This window comes from Extibacter sp. GGCC_0201 (genome assembly GCF_017566055.1).
Taxonomy (GTDB): Bacteria; Bacillota; Clostridia; order Lachnospirales; family Lachnospiraceae; genus Extibacter.
In genome coordinates, this window is the sequence record NZ_JABFCH010000019.1 from 26711 (window position 1) to 49637 (window position 22927).

A 22927-nucleotide genomic window follows, 5' to 3' on the forward strand; every position below is an offset into this window, starting at 1 on the left:
GATTATGATACGAAACATACTAAAAAGGGATATGAAACGAAGAAAAAGCGTAAATCTGATACTTTTTCTATTCATAACAATAGCAACCATATTTCTTGCCAGCAGCGTCAACAATATACTCGTCGTGACGTCTTCTGTCGAATATTACATGGATTATGCCAACGTTCCGGATATCAATCTCGTCATAAGCGGTGACAGCGAGAAAGAAAAAATAGCAGAGTGGATCGACAGTCAGGGACCTGGCGTGGAGGAATATGATTATAATACACTGCTATCGCTCATCAAGAAGAATGTCACCTATAGAGAAGACGGAGAAGACAAACAGCTGGACTTCAACGGAGGGGTGTATCTCGGCACGATGGATGCCCGATACTGCTACGTTTATGACCAGGACGGCAGAGAATTTGCACTGGAAGACGATGAAGCTGCATTAAGCACGTCCATCATGGAAGGCAACGGGCTGAAGGAGGGAGATCGCATCACCGTACATGTGGGCGGTGAGAGCAGGGAATACCGGTTAAAAGTGAAGACAAAGGATGCGGCTTTCGGCAGCGATATGGTCGGCATGACAAGGCTTCTAGTCAATCAAGAGGAATATGCACGCTTTGCCGCCAAGAACGACGAGGATATGATTGGTTTATATTATATAGATACATCCGAGGCTGAGCAGTTTGCCAAGGAACTGAATAAGCAGAATTACTCCACGGTTTTAAATACAGTTGAAAAAGATATGTATACGCTCGTATATTCCTTTGATATGATTATGGCGGCTCTGCTCATCCTGATTGGAATCTGCCTGATTCTGATTGCTCTTCTTGTACTGCGCTTTACCATCGTGTTTACCGTAGAAGAGGATTACAGGGAGATAGGAATCATGAAAGCGATCGGCTTGAAAGGACCTGCCATCCAGAAAATATATCTGACAAAATATTTCGTCCTCGTCTGCTGCGGCGCCCTGGCCGGTTTTGCAGCCAGCGTTCCGGTCAGCAGGCAGATGGTAGCCGGTGTAAGTAAAAATATGATTATGGAGGACAGCAGCGCCAACTTAGGTGTCAATCTGCTCTGTACGGCGGCAGTCGTAATCTTCGTACTGTTATTCTGCTATAGCTGTACGAGAAGAATGAATAAGATATCGGCAATCTCGGCCATACGAGACGGCCATACGGGAGAAAGCTTCAACCGGAAAAAAGGGCTCGCACTTCATCTCAGGAAAAGACTCCCTGTACCGATGTACCTCGGCATGAACGATATGGTCCGGCAGACGAGAAGATACTTCATATTGATGGCAGCCTTCTGCCTGAGCTTTATATTGATAACAATACCGCTTAATACGCTCAACACGATGCAAAGCAAGGAAATGGCCGGAAAATTTGCTATCGATCCGGAAAGCGCGGCTTATGTCGCGGATATCGAGCAGCAGGGAGAAGGCAGCATAAAGACCGGCCGCCAGCTTGAAAAAAGCATGGAACGGGTGGAGGATGAACTGGCGGATAAAGGATATAAGGCTTCGCTCACCGGCATTCCCATCTATTTCTTTTCTTATAGAGAGAAAGAGGGCGGGACACAGAGCAAAATCATGACAATACAGACGATTGGTCGGAACACAGACTATATGACGTATCAGGATGGTGAAGCGCCTTTGCTGGAAGACGAGATTGCATTTTCGAAAAAACTGCTGGAGGAAAACGGCTGGGAGATTGGTGACAGGGTAGAGACCGAGATAGAAGGCGAAAGAAGAAACCTTCTCATAACAGGAACATATTCCGATTATATGCAGATTGGAGACAGTGCTAGGTTAAACCCCGAGATAAATCTGAAGGATGAGCCTATGTTCGACTGCTGGAACATAATGGTAGATATGAAGACGGACGGGTCCCAGGAAGAAACGGTCAGAGAACTGGAACGTGAACTTCCCGGGTATGGGTGGTCAACTGCCCAGGAATTCGTCGACGGCAATGTGGGAGGAATCCAGAATTCCCTTCAGAATCTGGTGATACCGATGACAGGAATGCTGTGTGGGGTTATCATGCTGATTACCCTGCTGATGGAGAGGCTCTTTGTCGTGAGGGAAAAGGGGGAAATCGCCATGATGAAAAGCATCGGATTTAGAAACGGCAGCATAAAAATGTGGCAGGTGCTCCGCATGGCGGGGGTCGCGCTTGTCTCTATGGCGGCAGCTGTCCCGCTGTCGCTGATCAGCAACCGGTGGGTACTCAAGCCGATATTCGCCATTATGGGAGCAGATGTAGATATACAGGTGGTACCGTGGCAGATATACGGCGTGTATCCGGGCATACTTCTTGCCGGCATTGTTACAGCAGCTTATCTTGCAGCAGGTAAGATAAAGAAAATAGATATAAGGGAATTAAACAATCTGGAATAGGAGGAGAGATAGAATGAGAGCATTGAACGTCAGTAACTTATGCAAAACATATATCAGCGATAAACGCCACATTAATGTGCTCAGAAACGTGAATCTGAGCATAGAAGAAGGAGAGATGGTCGGCATCATGGGACCGTCAGGCTCAGGGAAGACGACCCTGCTATATACGGTCAGCGGCATGGACAGCGCTACCTCCGGAAAAGTGGAATTCTTCGGCCGGAATCTGTCGGACATGCAGGCCAAAGAGATGAGCGATATCAGGCTTAATGAGATGGGCTTTGTATTTCAGCAGATGTATATGCTGAAAAATCTGTCCATATATGATAATATCGTATTGCCGGCTTACCAGTCGCCGGAAGGACGGAGCAAACAGGGCAGGAAGCTCATCAACGACTATGCTAAGATACTGTTACAGAAGCTCTGCATCAGTGAGATAGCCGGAAACGACATCAATGCGGTGTCGGGAGGACAACTTCAGCGGGCATGCATCTGCCGCAGCCTTATCAATCATCCGAAGATTATATTTGCCGATGAGCCGACCGGTTCACTGAACAAGCAGAATTCCAACGAGGTAATGGAAGAGCTGAACCGTATCCACACAGAAGGAACGAGCATCCTGCTCGTGACGCACGACATGAAAGTCGCGTCCAGATGCAGCAGGGTCTTATACATCGAAGATGGCAATATAAGGGATGAGATAGCGCTCGGCAGCTGGAACGAAGCCGAAGATCCAAGGCAGAGGGAACGGCTGCTGAATGACTGGCTCATAAAACTAGGATGGTAAGCAGGACATGACTGATATATTACTTGTAGAAGATAATGATGAACTGGCCAGGCTGCTTAAGGCGTTTCTCGCAGACAGCGGATATTCCGTCCTGCATGCGGCCAGGGGGGAAGAGGCGGTCCGGTATGCCGTACAGGGGAGCGTGCGCCTCATGATACTGGACATCATGCTTCCCGGCATGGATGGATTTGCCGTATGCCGGGCGGTCAGGGCCGAGCAGAACGTTCCAATCCTTATCATGAGCGCGAAATCAGATAAGGAGGATAAGCTCATGGGCTATGAGCTGGGGGCGGACGATTATATGGAGAAGCCTGTGGATCCGGAAATATTGACCGCCAAGGTAAACGCCATACTGCAGCGCACCGAAGGCCGCAAGGAAGCGGCGGTTATATCATCCGGAGAGATTACGGTCGATCAGGAGGCACGGACGGCATATCTGAAAAGCAGGCCGCTGGAGCTGAATGTAAAGGAATATGAGCTTCTTCTTCTGTTCGTCCAAAATGCCGGCAAGACGCTCCGAAAAGAATATATCTTCGGAAAAGTGTGGGGGGCCGACAGTTTCAGCGAAAGCCAGACACTGACCGTACACGTCAAGATGCTGCGGGCCAAGATTGAGACATGCCCCAGAGAGCCGAGGCGGATTGTGACGGTCTGGGGAGTAGGTTACAGATATGAAGAAATATAATGCTATGATACTGGCAGCCGCCCTGACTTATCTCTTCTTGGCTATTATGGCTTTCACTTGGATCTACGGTGCAGCTGCAGTGCAAAGCGGCGAGTATAAAACGGAAATAAACAGGATATACGATACCCTTAAGGAGGGGGATGCGGCGCAGGATGTCGATCTGTCATCTTTCCAGTATGTGAAAGAAGTCTCATATCTCCCGGAATACAAGCTGAAGGAAGAAAAAGAGACGGCCGCTTTTTATGAGGAGAAGAATCAGACTGGAATTCAGGTGGTTCCGCTGTATATAGAGGGGGCCTTAAAAGGGTTCTTAAGGTTCGATTATGAAAAACCGGCATTTCAGACGAAAAAGATACTTCTGCTGACGGAGTTGTCAATCGGTATCATGGGAGCAGCTCTTCTTGCTACGCTGCTCTACCTGAAGGCACGGGTGATCGGTCCTTTCATACGGCTTAAGAAATTGCCGTATGAACTGGCAAACGGCCATCTGTCCGGGGAAGTGACAGAGGAAAAAAGCAGGTTTTACGGTGATTTCGTGTGTGGCATGAGCCAGCTGAGGGATGCGCTGGCATCTGCTAGAAGAAGGCGCCTGGAGCTTGAGAAGGAGAAGAAGACGATGCTGCTGTCTCTTTCACATGACATCAAGACGCCGCTGCACACGATACGGTTATACGGGAAGGCGCTGGAAGAAAATCTGTACAGCGATTGCGGACAGAAGACACATGCAGTGCATCAGATTGGTGAAAAGGCAGCAGAAATCGAACGATATGTAGAAGAAATCATTAAAAATTCCAGAGAAGATATATTGGACATCCAGGTAAGGGAAGGAGAATTTTACCAGGCGGACCTGATGGGCAGGGTATTGGATACATATAGGGAGAAATGCAGAATCCGCATGGTGGATTTGAAAGTCGGAGAATATGACAATCTTCTGCTGAAAGGAGATTTGGAACGTGCCCTGGAAGTGTTTGGAAATATATTTGAAAATGCGTTCAAATACGGGGACGGGAGGGAGATTGAAATATCTTTTTATGAAGAAGACTATTGCCATCTGATACGGATATACAGCACCGGTCAACCGGTGACGGACAACGAATTCAATCATATCTTCGAAAGCTTTTTCCGTGCAGCCAACAGCAGAGGGCTGGAAGGTAACGGACTGGGACTGTACATATGCCGCGAGATCATGCGTAAGATGGACGGTGAGATATTTGCCCAGAAGGACGAAGAAGGAATGGCGTTCGTACTCGTATTCCGTTAGGTAAAGTCAGAAGCGCCTGCTTGTTCCCAGATATTACATGTTGCCAAATCTTCTTTTTGTGGTAGGATATAAAACGTAACAAATACGTAATATATTTGTAACAATTATAATACCAGAAGGAGGGGAAGATGAAGAACAGAATTTTCATTACATTGGCTGCTGTGGCAGTTGCGGCAAGTATGGCAGCGCCGGTGGTATCTCAGGCAGCAGAAGGGAGCAGACCTGTCAGAAAAGGATATGTGATTGTCGGGAGCGGCAGCGGTGTCAGCGTAAATGAGATTACGGATGACCAGCTGAAGCAGAAGCTTAACATAGAAGAGATTATAAATAAACTCTGTCCTGGCAACAATGGCGGCGGTCAGAATAAGCCGGACAATAAGCCGGACACGGATGTTCCTGAGGCTCCGGATATTCCGGAGACGCCGGATGTACCGGATATAGATAAGCCGGATACAGACAACCCGTAGCCGGATAAGCCGGACCAGGACGATAGCAGCAATCAGACTTTTGCAAAACAAGTGGTGGCGCTTGTCAATGCAGAGCGGGCCAAGGAAGGGCTTCCGGCACTTAAGATGGCCGAAGATATTTCAAGAGCTGCGCTTGTACGCGCAAAAGAAACAGAAATCTCTTTCTCGCACACGAGACCGGACGGCAGAGGCTTCAATACTGCGCTTACAGAACAAGGCGTTCAATTCCGTGGAGCCGGTGAGAATATCGCATGGGGACAGAAGTCTCCGCAAGAGGTTATGAAAGGATGGATGAACAGCCCCGGACACAGAGCTAATATCATGAATTCCAGATATACGACTATCGGCGTGGGACACTATCAGAATCAGAAGGGAACAAATTACTGGACCCAGCTGTTTGCATACTAAGACGTATACAGGCGGATGGAGAAACAGGGAGATGCAGTTGCATCTCCCTGTTTCCCTGTGGTGCGCCCGTCGGCGCACAGACCGTGTATTTGCCCTAGCCACAATATTCTTCCAGCAGTGATTCAAATATCTGGATATGTATCTCCTCATCCCGGATGATGCGTTTCAGGCATTCTACAATATGTGTATCCTTAATCTTCCGGCATTGTTCTTCATATTTCTGGACCGCTTTTTTCTCACCGTTCAACGAGTTGATAAGCAGAGGACGGATTTCTATCGGATAATTGTTGTAGCCCGGTGTCCAGTATATCATCTGGTTCCCCCGGTAAGTCCAGAGGCGCGGGTTCTCACCCATCATCCTTGCAATCTGGCCGAATATTTCCAGATGGTGCATTTCCACGATGCTGATCTTGTGGAAGATCTTAGACAGACGCGCATCTTCATCAATGAGCAGATTATTGTAGAGGTACAGACTCACTGCAGACATTTCTGAGTTCTGGCCGCCCATATTATCGAGCATCATTCTTCCGTAAGCCCTGTTGCGTTCACAGATACGGACCGGAGGATACGGACCGGAAGCGGCGTAAGACGGTTCTTTCGGCGTCTGGGGCTTGGCTTCGTTACATTCGCATTCGCAGTTACGGTTCACATCATTATTCATAACATACACTCCTTTTACTTTAAGGCTCCTGACTAAACAATCTATGAATAAAAAGTAGAATATATACGGATATTTGAAAAATCAGGGGGGCTGTAAGGTGGCAAAAAGCTCCGCTTAGTGGTATGATTAACCGATATAGAGGAACGTAAATGCAAAGGAGGATGAAGTACGATATATGAAGAGAGGCTTACCGGAAGGACCGGCATTCAAGTTCAGAGGGAGATACATATTGGCTGCGATAGCCCTGGCTGCGATATACATCATTGCGGGAACGGTCCTGTCCTATGCGAGGCAGCCTGGTGTAAGCCGGGAATATAAGGACATGTTTGATCCAAAGAACTGCTATTCGGACGATGTATCGTGCGACAGGGCATGTGTGATAGAAGACAATGAGCAGGCACTGGAGGAACGGCTCAGGATGATTGGCCAGGCAAAGGAGCGGGTTATTCTGTCTACGTTTGACTTTCACGCCGACAGAAGCGGCAAAGATATGATAGCCGCACTGATGGATGCGGCAAAACGGGGCGTTGACGTCAAGATACTTGTGGATGGTTTTTCAGCACTGCAGCAGATGGATGGCAACGATTATTTCTATGCCCTATCAACCACAGACAATGTAGAAATCAGGATTTACAACAGAATCAACCTGCTGATGCCATGGAAAAGCATGGGGCGCCTTCATGACAAGTATGTCATAGCAGATGACGGACTGTATCTGCTCGGAGGCCGTAATACGTATGATTATTTTCTGGGTGACAGCGGCTATAGAAATTACGACAGAGACGTACTTGTATACAGCCAATCGCCTCAGGACAAAGGGAGTTCCATCCATCAGCTGGAAGATTATTTTGAGTCCGTGTGGAACTTGGATGAGTGCAGGGCATTCCACGCCAGTCCCGGCGCCGTTTCCAGCGGAAAAGTGTCAGAAGCAGGGAAGGAGCTCGAACAGCGCTACCGCGATATGCTGAGAAAATATCCTGTGATAGGCGAGACAGCGGATTATGAAGGCATGACGTATGAAGTGAACAGGATTACGCTGCTGTCCAATCCTGTCCACGTATATTCTAAGGAGCCCCGGGTGTTCTATTCGCTTATAGAGCTTATGAAGGACACAGAAGAAGATATATCGATCCATACCCCGTATATCATCTGCAACGACTGGATGTATGAGTCTCTGAGGAAGGTTTGTGCCGGCAGCGGAACGTCTGCGCTGATGACGAATTCAGTCGCAAACAACGGAAATCCTTTTGGCGCTTCTGATTATATGAAGAATAAGGAAAAGCTGCTGGAAACAGGCATCACGGTATATGAATATGAAGGCGGCGTGTCCTATCACGGAAAAAGCATCACGATAGGAGATGACATCGCGATTGTCGGTTCCTTCAATATGGATATGAGGAGCGCCTATCTGGACACGGAGCTGATGCTTGTCATTGACAGCAAGGGGGTGAACAGCCAGCTGAAAGGGTATATGAGGGAGTATGAGGCTGAGTCGGTCAAAGTGCTGGATGAAGATACGTACGACATACCGGAAGGGGTCACAAGACAGGATATCAGCAGCAAAAGGGAGTTCAGGGCCAAAGTCCTGACATTGTTCAATTGGCTGCGCTTTCTCATGTGATAGTTTTGACTGTCAGACATGCGGGACTGGACAAATGTTGGAAAGGAGTGACCAATACAGAAAAAAGGAGCAGATTTTAAACTATCTGCTCCTTTTTTCTGTACTTATCATACCACAAAACGGCTGATTTTTCAAGTCTTGTAATCATATGAGCCTGGTCATATAATAGACGACTAAGGTAAAGGAGGTACATGGTATGGATAAAGCATTATATGAGCTTCTTTCGGCCAACAGGGATAAGGCGGAGCTGGCTGCGGTAAATTCCTGCAACGAAATAATCGGAAGGCAGTTCGGCCTCAGCCTTACCCGGGAGGAGACAGCGGCCTTGATTGCAGCAAAACAGGAAAGCCTGAAGAAGCATCAGAGGGTGGAATTTGGCAGAGGTATCCTGGATAAGCTGATGTTCGTGTTCTGTAATTCCCAGTACATCAGCCGGCAGGATTATGCCGAGACGCTGGCCAGGCTTCAGGACATCTTCTATGCGTTCAAGAACGAGGCACAGGACAGGCTGACAGACGAAGAGCTGCTGACCTTTATGAAAGAGCAGTTCGAGACGGTATGTTTTGGAGATGTGGAATATCTGGAAGGAACGTGCCTGACGCGCTTTTCGGCTGCGGTGAGGGCCGGGTACCGGGGATATGAGGCGTTCGGGGGAAAGGGGGAATACGAAGAATTGAGCGAAGAGCAGCGTTGGGACAGTGAACTGTATACGGAAGCCCTCAGAGAATTGTTCTGGGAGTAGTAAAGGAGGAGGGGACATATGGAATATAAGCTGGAAGAACTCGTGCCGGTCACAGCCATGCTGGCAGAAAAGTATACGTCAAAAGAGAGCAGCTCAGTGACCTATGAAACCGCACAGATGCTCATGGGCGCGGTCATCTATTGCATAGAAGAGCAAGAGGCCACATGTGGCAATGTACCGGCCGGCGGCAGGAAGGCGAAGGCGGAGGCCATCTACGAGGCAGGTTACGGACAGGTGCTTGATAAAGTATACCGTGCAAGGGACATCTACAACAGGCTGACGGCAGATTTTGAAGATTACGGCTGCAGGAACTACAAGGATACGATTACTGGAGGAATGCCCGGTTTTTTCCTCTATTATGACGTGAGGTTCCAGCCCCAGAACCATATCATAACTCTGGATTACCCAACAGTCGGAACATATGTAGACCGGTGCGGAATAGACCTCATATATGAATATCTGTGCGATATAGAGACGGAAAGCATGTTATTAAGCTGCTTTCAGACTTCGGCAGTGAGAGAGCTGCTTCGCAGGACGGAGGAACGTTTTGGAGTTCCGTATATGGAGAATCTCTGTTCTCTCGCCCTTCTTAACGCCATAGGATGTATCATTGCAGAACATCCTTTTTCAAGTCTGGTATTGGAGAAAAACGACATTGAGAAGATAGGGATGTACTTCCGTGAGGATAGCCTGCCGGAAGTAGAACGCAAGGCCGGCGCTTATATCCGTATGATTGCGGAGGCGGCCGGGCTTGGCAGCGAGCAGGAATATTTTCAGAAGCTGAGGAGAGAGTACGCGCTTCGGATCTTCCATGGCAAGGAACATCATGTGCTGGAAGCGCTCTTCCTGTAATCTTTCAGAAAGGGAATATTTCCGGGGACAATGTATAAAGGACAGCGGCCACACATAGATTACTATAAAACTATGTGTGGCAGTGTTTTATGAAGGCAAGAAAGAAAGAGCGCAGACAGGATAATGAGAGCCGGTCGTTCAGGAATAAAGTTGCAGAGGCCTCCGAGATGCCGAAAGACGTAGTGCTTGGAATGCCTGTACTCACCATAACCGGGCAGCTGGAGATGAGCCTGGAGAATTACAGGGGCATATTGGAGTATACAGATGCCCTTGTCCGTATACAGACGAAGATCGGGCAGATCAGAATCACCGGCAAGAACCTTCAGGTCGCATATTATACGAATGATGAGATGAAAGTGACCGGGCGGATAGAGTCTATAGAATATCATCACTAAAGGGGGATAAGATTTGCTTTTATCCATGATTCGATATATAAAAGGATACGTTCAGGTTCGTGTAATCGGTTATTCGGCGGAAAGGTTTTTGAATGCCTGCAGCCACAGAGGTATCTACATATGGGGACTGAGACCGTCAAACGGAGCGTATGAGATGTACATGTCTGTTGACGGTTTCCGCAAGTTAAAACCGATTATCAAGAAGACCGGAACAAGAGTAGCGGTAGTAAGGCGGTTCGGTCTTCCTTTTTTTTTACACAGATACCGGAAGAGAAAGCTGTTTTTTATCGGAGCCTTTTCAAGTGTCGCGCTCATATACATATTATCTCTTTTTATATGGGATATTGATATAGAGGGGAATCTGTCGCAGACGGATGAGAACATCCTGGAATTTCTCCAGACGAAGGAAGTTGAACATGGGATGAAGAAGTCCAGCGTGGACTGTGCCAGAATTGTAAAAGATATGCGCAAAGAATATGACGGAATCATCTGGGTATCCGCCTCCATCCAGGGTTCCAGGCTTATCATACAGGTGAAGGAAAACGAGGATTCCCTGCCCGCCGCAGGCGGTGACGAGGAGCTGAAAGAAGAGGATACGGACAGCGACGGCGGGAAAGAGGAAGAGGAGCCGCAGGATATCGTGGCAGACATAGACTGTACGATAACAGAGATGATAACACGCAAAGGAACTCCGGCAGTCAAGGAAGGGGACGCGGTCAAAAAAGGCGATCTGCTCGTATGCGGCAGAGTGCCTGTGAACAATGACGCCGGTGAGACGACCGGATACCACTATAACAAATCTGACGCTGATATCAAAGGAAGGGCAGTCATACCATATGAGCAGGAACAGGACATAACCTATATTGAGAAGAAGCTTCCCGAAGTAAAAAAAGAAGAGCTGTATATCAAGATAGGAAGATACCGGTTCGGGCTCGGGAGCAGGAGCCATGATTATGAACATTATGAGATTATGTCACATGAGAAACGTTGGAAGATAGGGGAGGAGTTCTACCTGCCTGTATCGACGGGAACCCGGACGATTCAGCCGTATACGAGGAAGAAGCACAAGTACACCGACAAACAGCTCCAGACGATTCTGAGTGCCCGGTTTGACAAGTATTGTGAAGATTTAGAGAAAAAGGGGGTAGAAATTATTGAGAATGATGTTAAAATATACACAGGGTCCGAAAAAGCAAAAGCGAAAGGGAACCTTACGGTCATCATGCCAATAGGCACCACGGCACCTACGGAGGTCATAGATGTGCCGCAGCAAGAAGAGGATGGAACGACAGGAGATAATATAGATGGGAATGATGGAGACAGTCATTGACATGCCGGCAGAGCATGAACAGAATGTATTCGGCCAGTTCGACGCATATGCCAAAAAGATTGAACGGACACTGCATGTGACGCTCATAGCAAGAGACGGGAATGTCAAGATAATGGGAGAAGCCTTGCAGACAGAACGGGCCAGGAAAGTGCTGGAACAGCTTGTCGGCCTGTCTATGAGGGGCAATACGATACAAGAGCAGAATGTGGATTATACGCTGTCCCTCGTGATGGAGGACAGTGACGAGAGCGTTGTGGAGATGGATAAGGAATTTATCTGCCATACGCTGCAGGGAAAGCCTATCAGGCCGAAGACGCTCGGACAGAAAAAATATGTAGACGCCATCCGGCGCAAGATGATTGTGTTCGGACTTGGTCCTGCCGGAACGGGAAAGACATATCTGGCCATGGCGATGGCGATTACAGCATTTAAGAATAACGAGGTGGGCAGGATTATACTGACAAGACCTGCCATAGAGGCGGGAGAGAAGCTCGGTTTCCTTCCCGGAGACCTCCAGAGCAAGATAGACCCATACCTAAGGCCGCTTTATGATGCCCTCTATCAGATTATGGGGGCAGAAAGCTTTATGAAGAACTCTGAAAAAGGGCTCATCGAGGTGGCCCCGCTTGCTTATATGAGAGGCCGCACGCTCGACAATGCCTTTATCATACTCGACGAGGCTCAGAACACTACCCCTGCGCAGATGAAGATGTTTTTGACGAGAATAGGATTCGGTTCCAAAGTAGTCGTCACCGGCGACGCGACGCAGAAGGATCTGCCATCCGGGCAGGTGTCCGGGCTTGACGTGGCCGTATCTGTCGTCAGGCATATCGAGGATATCAGCGTCTGCCAGCTGAGCAGCAGGGACGTAGTACGGCATCCGCTCGTACAGAAGGTTGTCAAGGCATACGAAGATTATGAGAACAGAGGCCGGGCAAAAGGAAAAGACCGAAGGAGAAAATAAACGAATGACGCTATATTTTGAGGAAGAAGGGGAGACCCGGCTTCATATACCATGTGAGGATCTGGCACGCGAGGTGGCAGAAGAGGCGCTGGAATATACAGGCTGTCCATACGAGGCGCAGGTGAACGTGCTGCTGACCACGAATGGGCATATAAAGGAGATGAACAAGGAATTCCGGGGAATTGACCGCCCTACGGACGTACTTTCGTTTCCGATGGCCGAATATAGACAGCCCGGGGACTTTGGATGCTTAAAAGGGCAGGACTGCTGCTTTGACCCGGAGTCCGGGGAACTGGTTCTCGGTGATATCGTGATATCCAAGGAGAAGGTGATATCCCAGGCAGAAGAGTTCGGACATTCTGTCAGAAGAGAATACGCTTTTTTAATCGCCCATTCTATGTTACACTTATTTGGGTATGACCATATGGAGGAGGAAGAACGCCTTGATATGGAATCAAGACAGAGAGAAATCTTGGACAGACTAAACATATTACGATAAACGGAGCATGAATCATGGCTGAAAAACGCAGAAAAAGAGAGGCCAATTTCCTCATACAGGGTTCCATTCTTGCCATTGCAGGGGTGGTTACGAAGATAATTGGCGTTATATATCGTATTCCGCTGCGGAATATCGCAGGGCAGGAAGGGATGGGCTACTATGGCGTGGCTTTTTCCATCTATATCGTGGCACTTACCCTGACCTCCTACAGCCTGCCGCTGGCCGTGTCGAAGCTTGTGTCGGCCCGTATCGCGGTGGGGGAATATAAAAATGCATATAAGGTGTTCCGGGGAGCATTGATGTTTGCCGTCATGGCAGGCGGATTCGTCGCCCTCCTCATCTTCTTCGGGGCAGGGTTCATCGCAGACAATATCATGTCCATCGATATGAGCGTATATGCGCTGCGCGTGCTGGCCCCGTGCATACTGATTGCGGCAGTGCTCGGAGTCATGCGGGGATTCTTCCAGGGTATCGGCTCCATGGTGCCTACGGCTATCTCGCAGATCATCGAGCAGATAGTCAATGCGGTCATCTCCGTGACAGGAGCTTATGTACTGTTCAGCGTAGGCAAAGGGATAGCTAAGACGAGAGGCAATGACTCTTACGGCCCTGCCTACAGCGCGGCGGGAGGCACGCTCGGAACCGTGGCGGGTGCGCTGACGGCCCTGCTCTTTATCTTGTTCATCTTCATGGCCTACAAGAAAGTCTACCGGCGGAAGATGCGCAGAGACCGCAGCCGCCACAAGGAGTCATATAACAGGATATATAAAGTGCTGCTGGTCACTATCGCTCCAGTCATACTGAGTGCGACCGTCTACAATATCTGTGATTTTGTAGACAGTGCCATGTTCAGCAATATTATGGCTGCCCAGGGAGAGAAGAAGATCGTATATACGAAGCTGCTCGGCATACTTACCGGTGATTACACGACGCTGATCAACGTGCCATTATCTATCTCAAGCGCGTTTGCGTCTTCTCTGATACCGAGCCTTGTCGCTACCGCACAGACAGGCAGCCGCAAGCAGATACATAGCAAGATCAATATGGTAACCCGGTTCAACATGATGATTGCCATCCCGTGCGCGGTCGGCTTTCTCGTGCTCGCGAAGCCGATACTGGACTTGCTGTTTTATGGCTCGGACAATACGACGTCCGCGTATATGCTACAGCTTGGAGCTGTCTCCGTCGTGTTCTTCTGCCTGTCCACTGTGACGAATTCCGTACTTCAGGGGCTGGATGATATGATGACGCCGGTCAAGAATGCGGCGATATCGCTTGTCATCCATGTGGTATCCCTGTTCTTGTTCATGGTTATCTTCAAATGGAACATCTACGCAGTCATTTTGAGCAAGATCGTATTTTCCGGCGCGATATGCATATTGAATTCACATGCGCTTCGCAGCCGCATCGGCTATGTGCAGGAGCAGAAGAAGACCTTTATCATTCCTGCGATATCTGCGGCCGTCATGGGCGTGGTTACCGTTGTCGTGCATCTGGTGGTGGAACTCTTCATCGGCAGCAAGGCGGCGACGTTACTTGCACTTCTGGCTGCCCTTATCACGTATGGGATTACGCTTATCCTGCTTGGAGGACTGACAGAGGAGGAGATGCTTGGCATGCCGAAAGGAGCTACTATCGTGTCTATATGCAGAAAGCTGCATCTGATTCGCGGGGAATACAGATAGCAGAAATTCAGCAATTTTGTATAAATAAATGAAAAGCAGCCAATACTGTACTAAAAAAGGAGTTGTCCTTATGAAAAATAAGTATGGTATTGGCTTTTTTGCGGCTGCTATTATAACGGTACTCGCGGTATCCAGCGCATACCAGTTGAGCTACCAGAAGGCAAAAGAACGGGCGGAGGCCGAGACGAAGATAGAGAAGGAGCAGGAGACTGCCAAGGCCAAGACCGAACCATCGGTGAGGACGGAAGGTTCTGCTTTGAAAGAAGACTGCTATTACCTTATGGAGGTCAATGGCTATATCGTCGTCTATCTGAGTGATAAGAAGACACCTTACGAGTACACGGATATCCGGTATGATGAACTCCCGGCAGCCGTGCGTGAAGAGATACGCAACGGCAAATATATAGAAGATACGGCGACGCTTTACGGCTTCCTGGAAAATTATTCGAGTTAAAAATAAGAAGTAGACTTTCCCCCTTTTATAGTGTATTATGGATAGCATCAGTTTACAAGGGCACACACGCCTCGCACCATAATTTCTATGATTTAGGAAGGGCATAAGACAAATGGACGATAAAAAGATAGCCAGGATCAATGAACTATATCACAAGTCCAAGGCAGAAGGGCTTACAGCGGCTGAGCAAAAAGAGCAGCAGGTTTTGAGAAGAGAGTATGTGGATGCTTTCAAGCAGAACCTGCGCAGCCAGCTGAATCAGATATCGATAGAAGAGACAGATGGGACGATAACGGATTTAGGTGAGAAATTTGGCAGAAAAAGAGGAAATTAGACAGTCAATTCTTAAAAACAGGCTGGATATCAGTCCGGTAGAATGGCAGAACAGCACAGAAGCCATCACAAGGGAGATCATCTCCCATGCATGGTTCAGAGAGGCCACGGATATCTACTGCTATGTAGACTGCCGAAAAGAGGTCGGGACTAGACAGCTGATGGAAGAGGCTTGGAGGCTTGGCAAGGCAGTATGGGCACCTAAGGTCGACGGGACAGAGATGGACTTCTTTGAAATCCATTCTTTTGAAGAACTGACGAGAGGATGCTTTGGCATCCTGGAACCGGTCGAGGGGAAGGCAGCTGACGGAAAGGACGGTCTGGTAATCATGCCGGGCGTGGCCTTCGATGTCAGACGCTGCCGGATTGGATATGGAAAGGGATACTATGACAGATATCTGGGAAAGCACCCGGGGCTTCATACGATTGCGGCAGCATTCGACCTCCAGATTGTAGCGGAAGTGCCGCAGGAAGAAGAGGATGTCAGGCCGCAGCTTATCATAACAGAGACAAGGAGCATATAGCGGCGGAAAGGATGGATACGGATGCAGTTTGGATTGCCGAAAGACCCCATGCTGCTTTTGAGCGTGGTGAACACGAAGATAAGAGACTATTACCACACGCTTGACGAGCTGTGTGAGGATATGCAGGTAGATAAAAATACGATTGTAGATACATTGAAAGGAATCGATTATGAGTACGATGAATCCAGACATCAGTTTGTCTAGTGAGATACCGGACAGCGAACCTGAGAGGCAATATTATTACATAGAAAAGGCCAGACGGCATGTAGCGGATAAAGCAAAGGAGTTGGGAAGGCCCCTTACTTTTTGCGTGACGACCTTCGGCTGCCAGATGAATGCCCGGGACTCTGAAAAGCTTAAGGGGATACTGGGGCGTATCGGCTATGAAGAGGCGGAAGAGGACAAGGCGGACTTTGTCATCTTTAACACATGTACGGTCCGTGAAAATGCAAATACGAGAGTATACGGAAGGCTTGGACAGCTGAAGCCGATAAAGCAGAAGAATCCTCATATGATGATAGGGCTGTGCGGATGTATGATGCAGGAGACGGAAGTAGTAGAGAAGCTGAAAAAGAGCTATCGTTTCGTAGACCTCATCTTCGGCACACACAATATCTATAAGTTTGCTGAGCTGATTGTCTCATGTTTTGAGTCGGGCGGCATGGTGATAGATATATGGAACGACACGGATAAGATTGTGGAAGACCTGCCGAACGAAAGGAAATACGCCTTTAAATCAGGGGTCAATATCATGTTCGGCTGCAATAATTTCTGCAGCTACTGTATCGTGCCATATGTGCGCGGGAGAGAGCGAAGCCGTGCGCCAAAAGCCATCACACGGGAAATCAGGCAGCTCGTGGCAGATGGAGTGACAGAGGTCATGCTTCTTGGGCAGAATGTCAATTCATACGGAAAGACGCTTGATGCGCCAATCACTTTTGCCGCGCTGCTTGAGGAAATCGAAAAGATAGAGGGGCTGGAACGCATAAGGTTCATGACGTCACATCCAAAGGACCTGTCTGACGAGCTGATCGAAGTGATGGGCAGGTCACGTAAGATATGCAGGCATCTGCACCTGCCCGTACAGTCCGGAAGCACAGACATCCTTAAAAAGATGAACCGGCATTATACGAAGGAACAGTATCTGGAACTGGTCAGAAAGATAAGGCTGGCCGTGCCGGATATCTCTCTTACGACAGATATTATCGTCGGCTTTCCCGGCGAGACCGAGGAAGATTTCCAGGAGACGCTGGATGTCGTGCGCAAGGTACGTTATGACAGCGCGTTTACCTTCCTCTATTCAAAACGTTCGGGCACGCCTGCAGCAGCGATGGAGGATCAGGTGCCGGAGGATGTTGCCAAAGACCGGTTTGACCGGCTGCTCAGCGAGGTCCAGAAGATTGCCCGGGAAGTATGCGCGGTGCATGAAGGAAGCGTACAGCGGGCTCTGGTAGAATCTGTAAGCGAGCACGACAGCACCCTCGTAACAGGGAGGCTCAGCAATAATCTGCTCGTGCATTTTCCGGGTACGGAAGATATGATAGGTACCTATGCGGATGTAAGACTTTCGGAATGCCGGGGATTCTACTATATCGGCAGTCTGAATGCCGGACGGTAATTCATGCCTATTAAGAAATATATACCACCCATATTATAAAGCGAAAACGCTCAAACTATAAGTAAGAACATATAGTGAGGGCGTTTTTACATGAAGAAATTAAGTGAGTATCTGTTTTTTATCAGCCTGGGGGGCTGTATCTATTATACATTAGAGGTCGTATTCCGCGGTTTTTCACATTGGAGCATGTTCCTGCTCGGCGGCATCTGTCTTCTCTTTTTTGAGATACAGGGCAGAGCGGTCAACTGGGAGGATGCGCTCTGGAGGCAGCTTATAAGATGTATTGTGTTTGTTACATCGATGGAATTCATTACCGGTATCATCGTCAACAAGTGGCTGGGCCTTGGCGTATGGGACTATACGAATCAGCCGTTCCATCTGTTTGGGCAGATCTGCCTGCCTTTTGTAGTCTTGTTTTCAGGTCTTTGCGTCATAGGCATCCTATTGAGCGGTTACTTGTCATACTGGCTGTACGATGAGCCGAAACCACATTTTCATGTATTGTGATGAGGATTTTAAGTCTTTCATATTTTAGAGATTAATGATATAATAAAATGTAAAAATTTAGACAAAAGAGGAGAAGACTGTGGCTGAACTAACCCCGATGATGCAGCAGTATGTAGATACGAAAAAAGAGTATCCGGACTGTATCTTATTTTATAGATTAGGCGATTTTTATGAGATGTTTTTTGAAGATGCGCTTACCGCATCGAAAGAACTGGAAATTACCCTGACAGGAAAGAACTGCGGGCTTAAGGAGCGGGCACCGATGTGCGGCATCCCTTACCATGCCGTGGATGGCTATCTGAACCGGCTCGTATCCAAGGGCTACAAGGTAGCTATCTGCGAACAGATGGAAGATCCGGCGACGGCAAAAGGTCTCGTAAAGCGGGAAGTGGTCCGTATCGTTACGCCTGGTACGAACCTGGATACGCAGGCGCTCGATGAGACGAAGAATAATTACATTATGTGCGTCGTATATATTGCGGACCGATACGGTCTGTCGGTGGCGGATGTCACGACAGGCGATTACTTTGTGACAGAACTTGAAACAAGCGGGAAACTGTTTGACGAGATATATAAATTCATGCCCTCAGAGCTTATATGCAATGAGGCTTTTTATATGAGCGGCATGGATATGGACTTGCTGAAAGAACGGCTAGGCATCACCATATATGCGCTGGATACCTGGTATTTTGACGATGCTCTCTGCCAGCGGACGCTGAAGGAGCACTTCGGTGTGAATTCTCTGGACGGCCTCGGGCTGGGGGACTATGACTGCGGTGTCATCGGGGCAGGAGCCCTGCTTACATACCTGAAAGAGACGCAGAAGACGGACCTGGCCCATCTGACGAAGCTCACCGGATATGCAGCCGGCAAGTATATGATGCTGGACAGTTCCACGAGGAGGAACCTGGAGCTCTGTGAGACGCTTCGTGAAAAGCAGAAGAGAGGTTCGCTTCTCTGGGTGCTCGACAAGACGAAGACAGCGATGGGTGCGAGGACACTGCGCAAATATATCGAGCAGCCCCTCATAGATAAAGAAGCGGTAGAACGGCGCCTTGATGCGGTAGAAGAATTCAAGGCGGGTGCGATAGCGAGGGAAGAGATCAGGGAATACCTGAGCCCTGTCTACGATCTGGAACGGCTCGTCTGCAAGATTACATACAAGTCTGCCAATCCGAGGGATCTGACGGCGTTCAGAAGCTCTCTGTCCATGCTGCCCCACATCCGGTGCATAATGGGCGATATGAGCAGTCCCCTTCTGAAGGAGCTCTTCGACAGTCTGGACACGCTCGAAGACCTGTGCCGGCTCATTACGGATGCCATTGATGATGAGCCTCCTATTGCCATGAAGGAAGGCAATATCATACGGGAAGGCTACAACGAGGAAGTGGACCGGCTCCGTGCTGCGAAGTCGGATGGAAAGGAATGGCTTGCTAAGCTGGAAGAACAGGAGCGTCAGAAGACGGGAATCAAGAATCTGCGGATTCGTTTCAATAAAGTATTCGGCTATTATCTGGAAGTGACGAATTCGTTCAAGAATCTCGTTCCGGATTATTATATGAGGAAACAGACGCTAGCCAATGCAGAGCGTTATATCATCCCGGAGCTGAAAGAGCTGGAAGATACGATTCTGGGTGCGGAAGACAAGCTGTACGCGCTGGAGTATGAGCTGTACTGCGAGGTGCGTGACACGATTGCCGGAGAGATCGAGCGTATCCAGACGACAGCCAAGGCAGTGGCGCAGATTGACGTCTTTACCTCCCTCGCGCTCGTGGCGGAACGTAATAATTATGTACGCCCCAGGATAAACGAAAAGGGAGTGATCGACATCAAGGATGGAAGGCATCCCGTCGTAGAGAAGATGATACCGAATGACATGTTTATCGCCAATGACACATACCTGAACGACAGGAAAAACCGCATATCTGTCATCACCGGTCCGAATATGGCCGGAAAATCCACATATATGAGGCAGACGGCACTCATCGTGCTCCTGTCGCAGATTGGCTCCTTCGTACCGGCGTCCTCTGCGGATGTGGGGCTTGTAGACAGAATATTTACCAGAGTGGGAGCCTCAGATGACCTGGCGTCCGGGCAGAGTACCTTTATGGTCGAGATGACGGAGGTCGCCAATATACTCAGGAACGCCACAGGCAGAAGCCTTCTTATATTGGATGAGATCGGGCGGGGTACGAGTACCTTTGACGGGCTCAGCATCGCATGGGCCGTGATTGAACATATCAGCAACAGCAGGCTGCTCGGAGCCAAGACGCTGTTCGCAACCCACTATCACGAGCTGACCGAACTGGAGGGCAAGATTGACAATGTGAATAACTACTGTATCGCAGTCAAGGAAAAGGGCGATGATATCGTATTTCTGCGCAAGATCGTAAAAGGCGGCGCAGACAAGAGCTACGGTATCCAGGTAGCCAAGCTGGCCGGCGTACCGGACACGGTCATCGAGCGGGCGAAAGAGATAGTGGAAGAACTGAGCCATGCAGACATTACCGCCCGTGTTAAGGATATCGCGGTAAACGGCCATGAAGCAAAGATTAAGACAAAGAAGTATGATGAAGTCGATCTGGCTCAGATGTCACTGTTTGACACGGTAAAAGACGATGATGTGATAGATGAGATCAAGAATCTGGATGTGAGCAACCTGACCCCTATAGATGCGCTGAACACGCTGTATCAGCTGCAGAACAAACTGAAAAACAGGTGGTAATATGAATAAGATACAAGTATTGGACCAGGTGACAATAGATAAGATAGCCGCGGGAGAGGTGATTGAGCGTCCGGCCTCTGTCGTGAAGGAGCTGGTGGAGAATGCCATAGACGCGGGCGCTACGTCCGTCACCGTAGAAATCAAAGAAGGAGGCATCTCCTACATACGTATTGCGGACAATGGCTGCGGCATTGCAAGAGAGGAAGTGCCCTCGGCCTTTCTGAGACATTCCACGAGCAAGATCCGTACTGTGGACGATCTGGTACATATCGGTTCCCTCGGATTCCGCGGAGAAGCGCTTTCCAGTATTGCGGCAGTGTCTCAGGTAGAGCTGGTCACGAAGACGAAAGAAGATACTTATGGCACGAGCTACCGCATCGCGGGCGGAAAAGAAGAAGCGCTGGACGATGCAGGCGCACCGGACGGAACGACCTTCCTCATCCGCCAGCTGTTCTATAATACCCCCGCAAGGAGAAAGTTCTTAAAGACGCCGATGACAGAGGCAAGCCATGTAGGAGAGCTGGTGACGAGGATGGCACTGTCCCACCCTGAGATTTCGTTCCAGTTCATCAATAATGGACAGTCGAAGATCCACACATCAGGAAACGGGAATTTAAAAGACGTCATTTATCACGTGTACGGAAGGGAAATCGCGGCAAATCTGCTTGCTGTGGACTATGAGCGTACCGGGATGAAGATTACGGGATATCTGGGAAAGCCTCTTATATCAAGGGGAAACCGCAATTTTGAGAATTATTTTATCAATGGCAGGTATGTAAAAAGCAATATGATAGCCAAGGCCATTGAAGACGCATACAAAGACTTTACGATGCAGCATAAATATCCCTTCGTCGTGCTGCACATGGAGATTGACGGGGAACACATAGATGTCAACGTACATCCGACTAAGATGGAATTACGGTTTAATAATCAGCAGGATGTCTATAATTCTGTATATGAGGCGGTTGACAGGGGACTCCACGCAGAGGAGCTCATTCCCCATGTAGAAATCCCAAATCCGCCTGCGGCGGAGGCTTCGAAGAGTCCTGTAGCGGCAGAGGCGCCGGTGTATCCGAAAAAGAACGATACGGCGCAGCTGCGTCAGGAATCGGATCAGGCACGGCAGGAAGCTCCTGTACGGGAAGAGGCCCCTGCCGGGAAGAATCCGGAGAAGAAAGACGTGGATTACTTTATGGAGGAGATGAAAAAGAGAGTACGCTCCTACCACGACCGGCAATCATCTGCAGAAGTGCAGGATAAAAACGCTATATTCAGGCCGGATGTTCAGGCGGACCGGATATGCGAAGCGGTAGAATACGCAAAGACGGACGTCCCGCAGGAGAAAAACGATCAGACCCGGAATGCGTACGATAAAGTACCGCTGAAGAACGAAGAGGCAGGAACGCAGATAGATATGTTTGAAGAAAAGCTTCTGGAGCGTGAGAGGAAAGCTGAGTATAAGCTTATCGGGCAGGCGTTTGACACATATTGGATCATTGAATTCCATGACAGCCTCTATATCATCGACCAGCATGCGGCCCATGAAAGGGTATTGTATGAGCGTACGCTGAAGAATATGAAGACACGGGAATTTACCTCCCAGTATATCAGTCCGCCGATTATCCTGAATCTTACGATGCAGGAGGCGGAAGTTCTGAATACGTACATGGGACGGTTCACGAAACTGGGATTTGAGATGGAAGAGTTTGGGCAGGAGTCATATGCCGTGAGAGCAGTGCCCGATAACCTGTTCGGAATCGCGAAGAAAGAACTGCTCATGGAGATGATAGACAGCCTGTCCGATGAGATAAGCAGAAACCTGTCGCCGGACCTGATTGATGAAAAGGTGGCATCCATGTCATGCAAAGCCGCGGTAAAAGGCAATATGAAGCTCTCGGCGGCAGAAGTGGACGCGCTGATAGGGGAGCTGCTCTTGCTGGAGAATCCGTACCATTGTCCGCATGGGCGCCCTACTATCATCGCTATGACCAGGCGGGAGCTTGAGAAAAAGTTTAAGAGGATTGTATAG

Annotated in this window: 23 protein-coding genes; 22 read left to right on the plus strand and 1 reads right to left on the minus strand. The window is 48.9% G+C overall.

The window, feature by feature from the left end; genetic code table 11:
• Positions 1–4: 4 nt before the first annotated feature.
• The 6 genes from HJV72_RS12960 to HJV72_RS19845 all read left to right on the plus strand — a co-directional run bounded on the left by HJV72_RS12960 (position 5) and on the right by HJV72_RS19845 (position 5988).
• Entirely contained in the window at positions 5–2383 is a 2379-nt protein-coding gene (locus HJV72_RS12960) for an ABC transporter permease (protein WP_208071494.1), read from the plus strand.
• 13 nt (positions 2384–2396) lie between these two features.
• Entirely contained in the window at positions 2397–3167 is a 771-nt protein-coding gene (locus tag HJV72_RS12965; protein ID WP_208071496.1) for an ABC transporter ATP-binding protein, read from the plus strand.
• Between the two features lie 7 nt (positions 3168–3174).
• Positions 3175–3852, plus strand: a complete 678-nt coding sequence (locus HJV72_RS12970; RefSeq protein WP_208071499.1) for a response regulator transcription factor — start codon at positions 3175–3177, stop codon at positions 3850–3852.
• Positions 3839–5113, plus strand: a complete 1275-nt coding sequence (locus HJV72_RS12975) for a sensor histidine kinase (protein ID WP_208071501.1) — start codon at positions 3839–3841, stop codon at positions 5111–5113. The genes HJV72_RS12970 and HJV72_RS12975 overlap by 14 nt, the downstream gene beginning before the upstream one ends.
• A gap of 128 nt (positions 5114–5241) precedes the next feature.
• Positions 5242–5580, plus strand: a complete 339-nt coding sequence (locus tag HJV72_RS19840) for a hypothetical protein (protein ID WP_243765630.1) — start codon at positions 5242–5244, stop codon at positions 5578–5580.
• A gap of 54 nt (positions 5581–5634) precedes the next feature.
• A complete protein-coding gene (locus HJV72_RS19845; protein WP_330618986.1) occupies positions 5635–5988 on the plus strand; it encodes a CAP domain-containing protein in 354 nt (117 codons plus the stop codon).
• Positions 5989–6082: 94 nt separating this feature from the next.
• On the opposite strand, the gene HJV72_RS12985 is transcribed toward HJV72_RS19845, so the two are convergent.
• Positions 6083–6649, minus strand: a complete 567-nt coding sequence (locus HJV72_RS12985) for a ferritin-like domain-containing protein (protein ID WP_208071503.1) — start codon at positions 6647–6649, stop codon at positions 6083–6085.
• Positions 6650–6824: 175 nt separating this feature from the next.
• Here HJV72_RS12985 and HJV72_RS12990 point away from each other — a divergent pair, with 175 nt between their 5' ends.
• The 16 genes from HJV72_RS12990 (at position 6825) to mutL (ending at position 22927) form a co-directional block, all read left to right on the plus strand.
• A complete protein-coding gene (locus tag HJV72_RS12990) occupies positions 6825–8270 on the plus strand; it encodes a phospholipase D family protein (RefSeq protein ID WP_208071506.1) in 1446 nt (481 codons plus the stop codon).
• Between the two features lie 196 nt (positions 8271–8466).
• Complete coding sequence (locus HJV72_RS12995; protein WP_208071508.1) at positions 8467–9012, plus strand: DUF6323 family protein; 546 nt, start codon at positions 8467–8469, stop codon at positions 9010–9012.
• Positions 9013–9030: 18 nt separating this feature from the next.
• A complete protein-coding gene (locus tag HJV72_RS13000; protein WP_208071509.1) occupies positions 9031–9864 on the plus strand; it encodes a DUF6179 domain-containing protein in 834 nt (277 codons plus the stop codon).
• Positions 9865–9953: 89 nt separating this feature from the next.
• On the plus strand, positions 9954–10259 hold the full coding sequence (gene yqfC, locus HJV72_RS13005) for a sporulation protein YqfC (protein ID WP_208071510.1): 306 nt from the start codon (positions 9954–9956) through the stop codon (positions 10257–10259).
• A 13-nt stretch (positions 10260–10272) separates the two neighbouring features.
• Positions 10273–11589, plus strand: coding sequence for a sporulation protein YqfD (locus tag HJV72_RS13010; RefSeq protein ID WP_243765631.1), 1317 nt, complete (start codon positions 10273–10275; stop codon positions 11587–11589).
• The gene (locus HJV72_RS13015; protein ID WP_208071511.1) at positions 11564–12553 is read left to right on the plus strand and encodes a PhoH family protein; all 990 of its coding nucleotides are present in this window, start codon (positions 11564–11566) and stop codon (positions 12551–12553) included. The genes HJV72_RS13010 and HJV72_RS13015 overlap by 26 nt, the downstream gene beginning before the upstream one ends.
• A 4-nt stretch (positions 12554–12557) precedes the next feature.
• Positions 12558–13052, plus strand: coding sequence for an rRNA maturation RNase YbeY (gene ybeY / locus HJV72_RS13020; RefSeq protein ID WP_208071512.1), 495 nt, complete (start codon positions 12558–12560; stop codon positions 13050–13052).
• A gap of 14 nt (positions 13053–13066) precedes the next feature.
• Positions 13067–14737 (plus strand): putative polysaccharide biosynthesis protein, encoded by a 1671-nt coding sequence (locus tag HJV72_RS13025; RefSeq protein ID WP_208071513.1) that lies wholly within the window; start codon positions 13067–13069, stop codon positions 14735–14737.
• Positions 14738–14807: 70 nt separating this feature from the next.
• On the plus strand, positions 14808–15191 hold the full coding sequence (locus tag HJV72_RS13030) for a hypothetical protein (protein ID WP_208071514.1): 384 nt from the start codon (positions 14808–14810) through the stop codon (positions 15189–15191).
• A 112-nt stretch (positions 15192–15303) separates the two neighbouring features.
• Positions 15304–15525 (plus strand): DUF896 domain-containing protein, encoded by a 222-nt coding sequence (locus HJV72_RS13035; protein ID WP_208071517.1) that lies wholly within the window; start codon positions 15304–15306, stop codon positions 15523–15525.
• On the plus strand, positions 15494–16048 hold the full coding sequence (locus HJV72_RS13040) for a 5-formyltetrahydrofolate cyclo-ligase (RefSeq protein WP_334299341.1): 555 nt from the start codon (positions 15494–15496) through the stop codon (positions 16046–16048). Before HJV72_RS13035 ends, HJV72_RS13040 begins: the two co-directional genes overlap by 32 nt.
• Positions 16049–16069: 21 nt before the next feature.
• Positions 16070–16252, plus strand: coding sequence for a DUF4250 domain-containing protein (locus tag HJV72_RS13045; RefSeq protein ID WP_208071523.1), 183 nt, complete (start codon positions 16070–16072; stop codon positions 16250–16252).
• On the plus strand, positions 16218–17666 hold the full coding sequence (gene miaB / locus HJV72_RS13050; RefSeq protein ID WP_208071525.1) for a tRNA (N6-isopentenyl adenosine(37)-C2)-methylthiotransferase MiaB: 1449 nt from the start codon (positions 16218–16220) through the stop codon (positions 17664–17666). The genes HJV72_RS13045 and miaB overlap by 35 nt, the downstream gene beginning before the upstream one ends.
• 90 nt (positions 17667–17756) lie before the next feature.
• Positions 17757–18173, plus strand: a complete 417-nt coding sequence (locus tag HJV72_RS13055; protein ID WP_208071528.1) for a putative ABC transporter permease — start codon at positions 17757–17759, stop codon at positions 18171–18173.
• A gap of 79 nt (positions 18174–18252) precedes the next feature.
• Entirely contained in the window at positions 18253–20898 is a 2646-nt protein-coding gene (gene mutS / locus HJV72_RS13060) for a DNA mismatch repair protein MutS (RefSeq protein ID WP_330618987.1), read from the plus strand.
• 1 nt (position 20899) lies between these two features.
• Complete coding sequence (gene mutL, locus HJV72_RS13065; protein WP_208071530.1) at positions 20900–22927, plus strand: DNA mismatch repair endonuclease MutL; 2028 nt, start codon at positions 20900–20902, stop codon at positions 22925–22927.

Bases quoted from the DNA above. Each gene is read 5' to 3' on its own strand.
- HJV72_RS12960 (WP_208071494.1), top strand. From the start codon at position 5: ATGATACGAAACATACTAAAAAGGGATATGAAACGAAGAAAAAGCGTA.
- HJV72_RS12965 (WP_208071496.1), top strand. From the start codon at position 2,397: ATGAGAGCATTGAACGTCAGTAACTTATGCAAAACATATATCAGCGAT.
- HJV72_RS12970 (WP_208071499.1), top strand. From the start codon at position 3,175: ATGACTGATATATTACTTGTAGAAGATAATGATGAACTGGCCAGGCTG.
- HJV72_RS12975 (WP_208071501.1), top strand. From the start codon at position 3,839: ATGAAGAAATATAATGCTATGATACTGGCAGCCGCCCTGACTTATCTC.
- HJV72_RS19840 (WP_243765630.1), top strand. From the start codon at position 5,242: ATGAAGAACAGAATTTTCATTACATTGGCTGCTGTGGCAGTTGCGGCA.
- HJV72_RS12985 (WP_208071503.1), bottom strand. From the start codon at position 6,649: ATGAATAATGATGTGAACCGTAACTGCGAATGCGAATGTAACGAAGCC.
- HJV72_RS12990 (WP_208071506.1), top strand. From the start codon at position 6,825: ATGAAGAGAGGCTTACCGGAAGGACCGGCATTCAAGTTCAGAGGGAGA.
- HJV72_RS12995 (WP_208071508.1), top strand. From the start codon at position 8,467: ATGGATAAAGCATTATATGAGCTTCTTTCGGCCAACAGGGATAAGGCG.
- HJV72_RS13000 (WP_208071509.1), top strand. From the start codon at position 9,031: ATGGAATATAAGCTGGAAGAACTCGTGCCGGTCACAGCCATGCTGGCA.
- yqfC (WP_208071510.1), top strand. From the start codon at position 9,954: ATGAAGGCAAGAAAGAAAGAGCGCAGACAGGATAATGAGAGCCGGTCG.
- HJV72_RS13015 (WP_208071511.1), top strand. From the start codon at position 11,564: ATGGGAATGATGGAGACAGTCATTGACATGCCGGCAGAGCATGAACAG.
- ybeY (WP_208071512.1), top strand. From the start codon at position 12,558: ATGACGCTATATTTTGAGGAAGAAGGGGAGACCCGGCTTCATATACCA.
- HJV72_RS13025 (WP_208071513.1), top strand. From the start codon at position 13,067: ATGGCTGAAAAACGCAGAAAAAGAGAGGCCAATTTCCTCATACAGGGT.
- HJV72_RS13030 (WP_208071514.1), top strand. From the start codon at position 14,808: ATGAAAAATAAGTATGGTATTGGCTTTTTTGCGGCTGCTATTATAACG.
- HJV72_RS13035 (WP_208071517.1), top strand. From the start codon at position 15,304: ATGGACGATAAAAAGATAGCCAGGATCAATGAACTATATCACAAGTCC.
- HJV72_RS13045 (WP_208071523.1), top strand. From the start codon at position 16,070: ATGCAGTTTGGATTGCCGAAAGACCCCATGCTGCTTTTGAGCGTGGTG.
- miaB (WP_208071525.1), top strand. From the start codon at position 16,218: ATGAGTACGATGAATCCAGACATCAGTTTGTCTAGTGAGATACCGGAC.
- HJV72_RS13055 (WP_208071528.1), top strand. From the start codon at position 17,757: ATGAAGAAATTAAGTGAGTATCTGTTTTTTATCAGCCTGGGGGGCTGT.
- mutL (WP_208071530.1), top strand. From the start codon at position 20,900: ATGAATAAGATACAAGTATTGGACCAGGTGACAATAGATAAGATAGCC.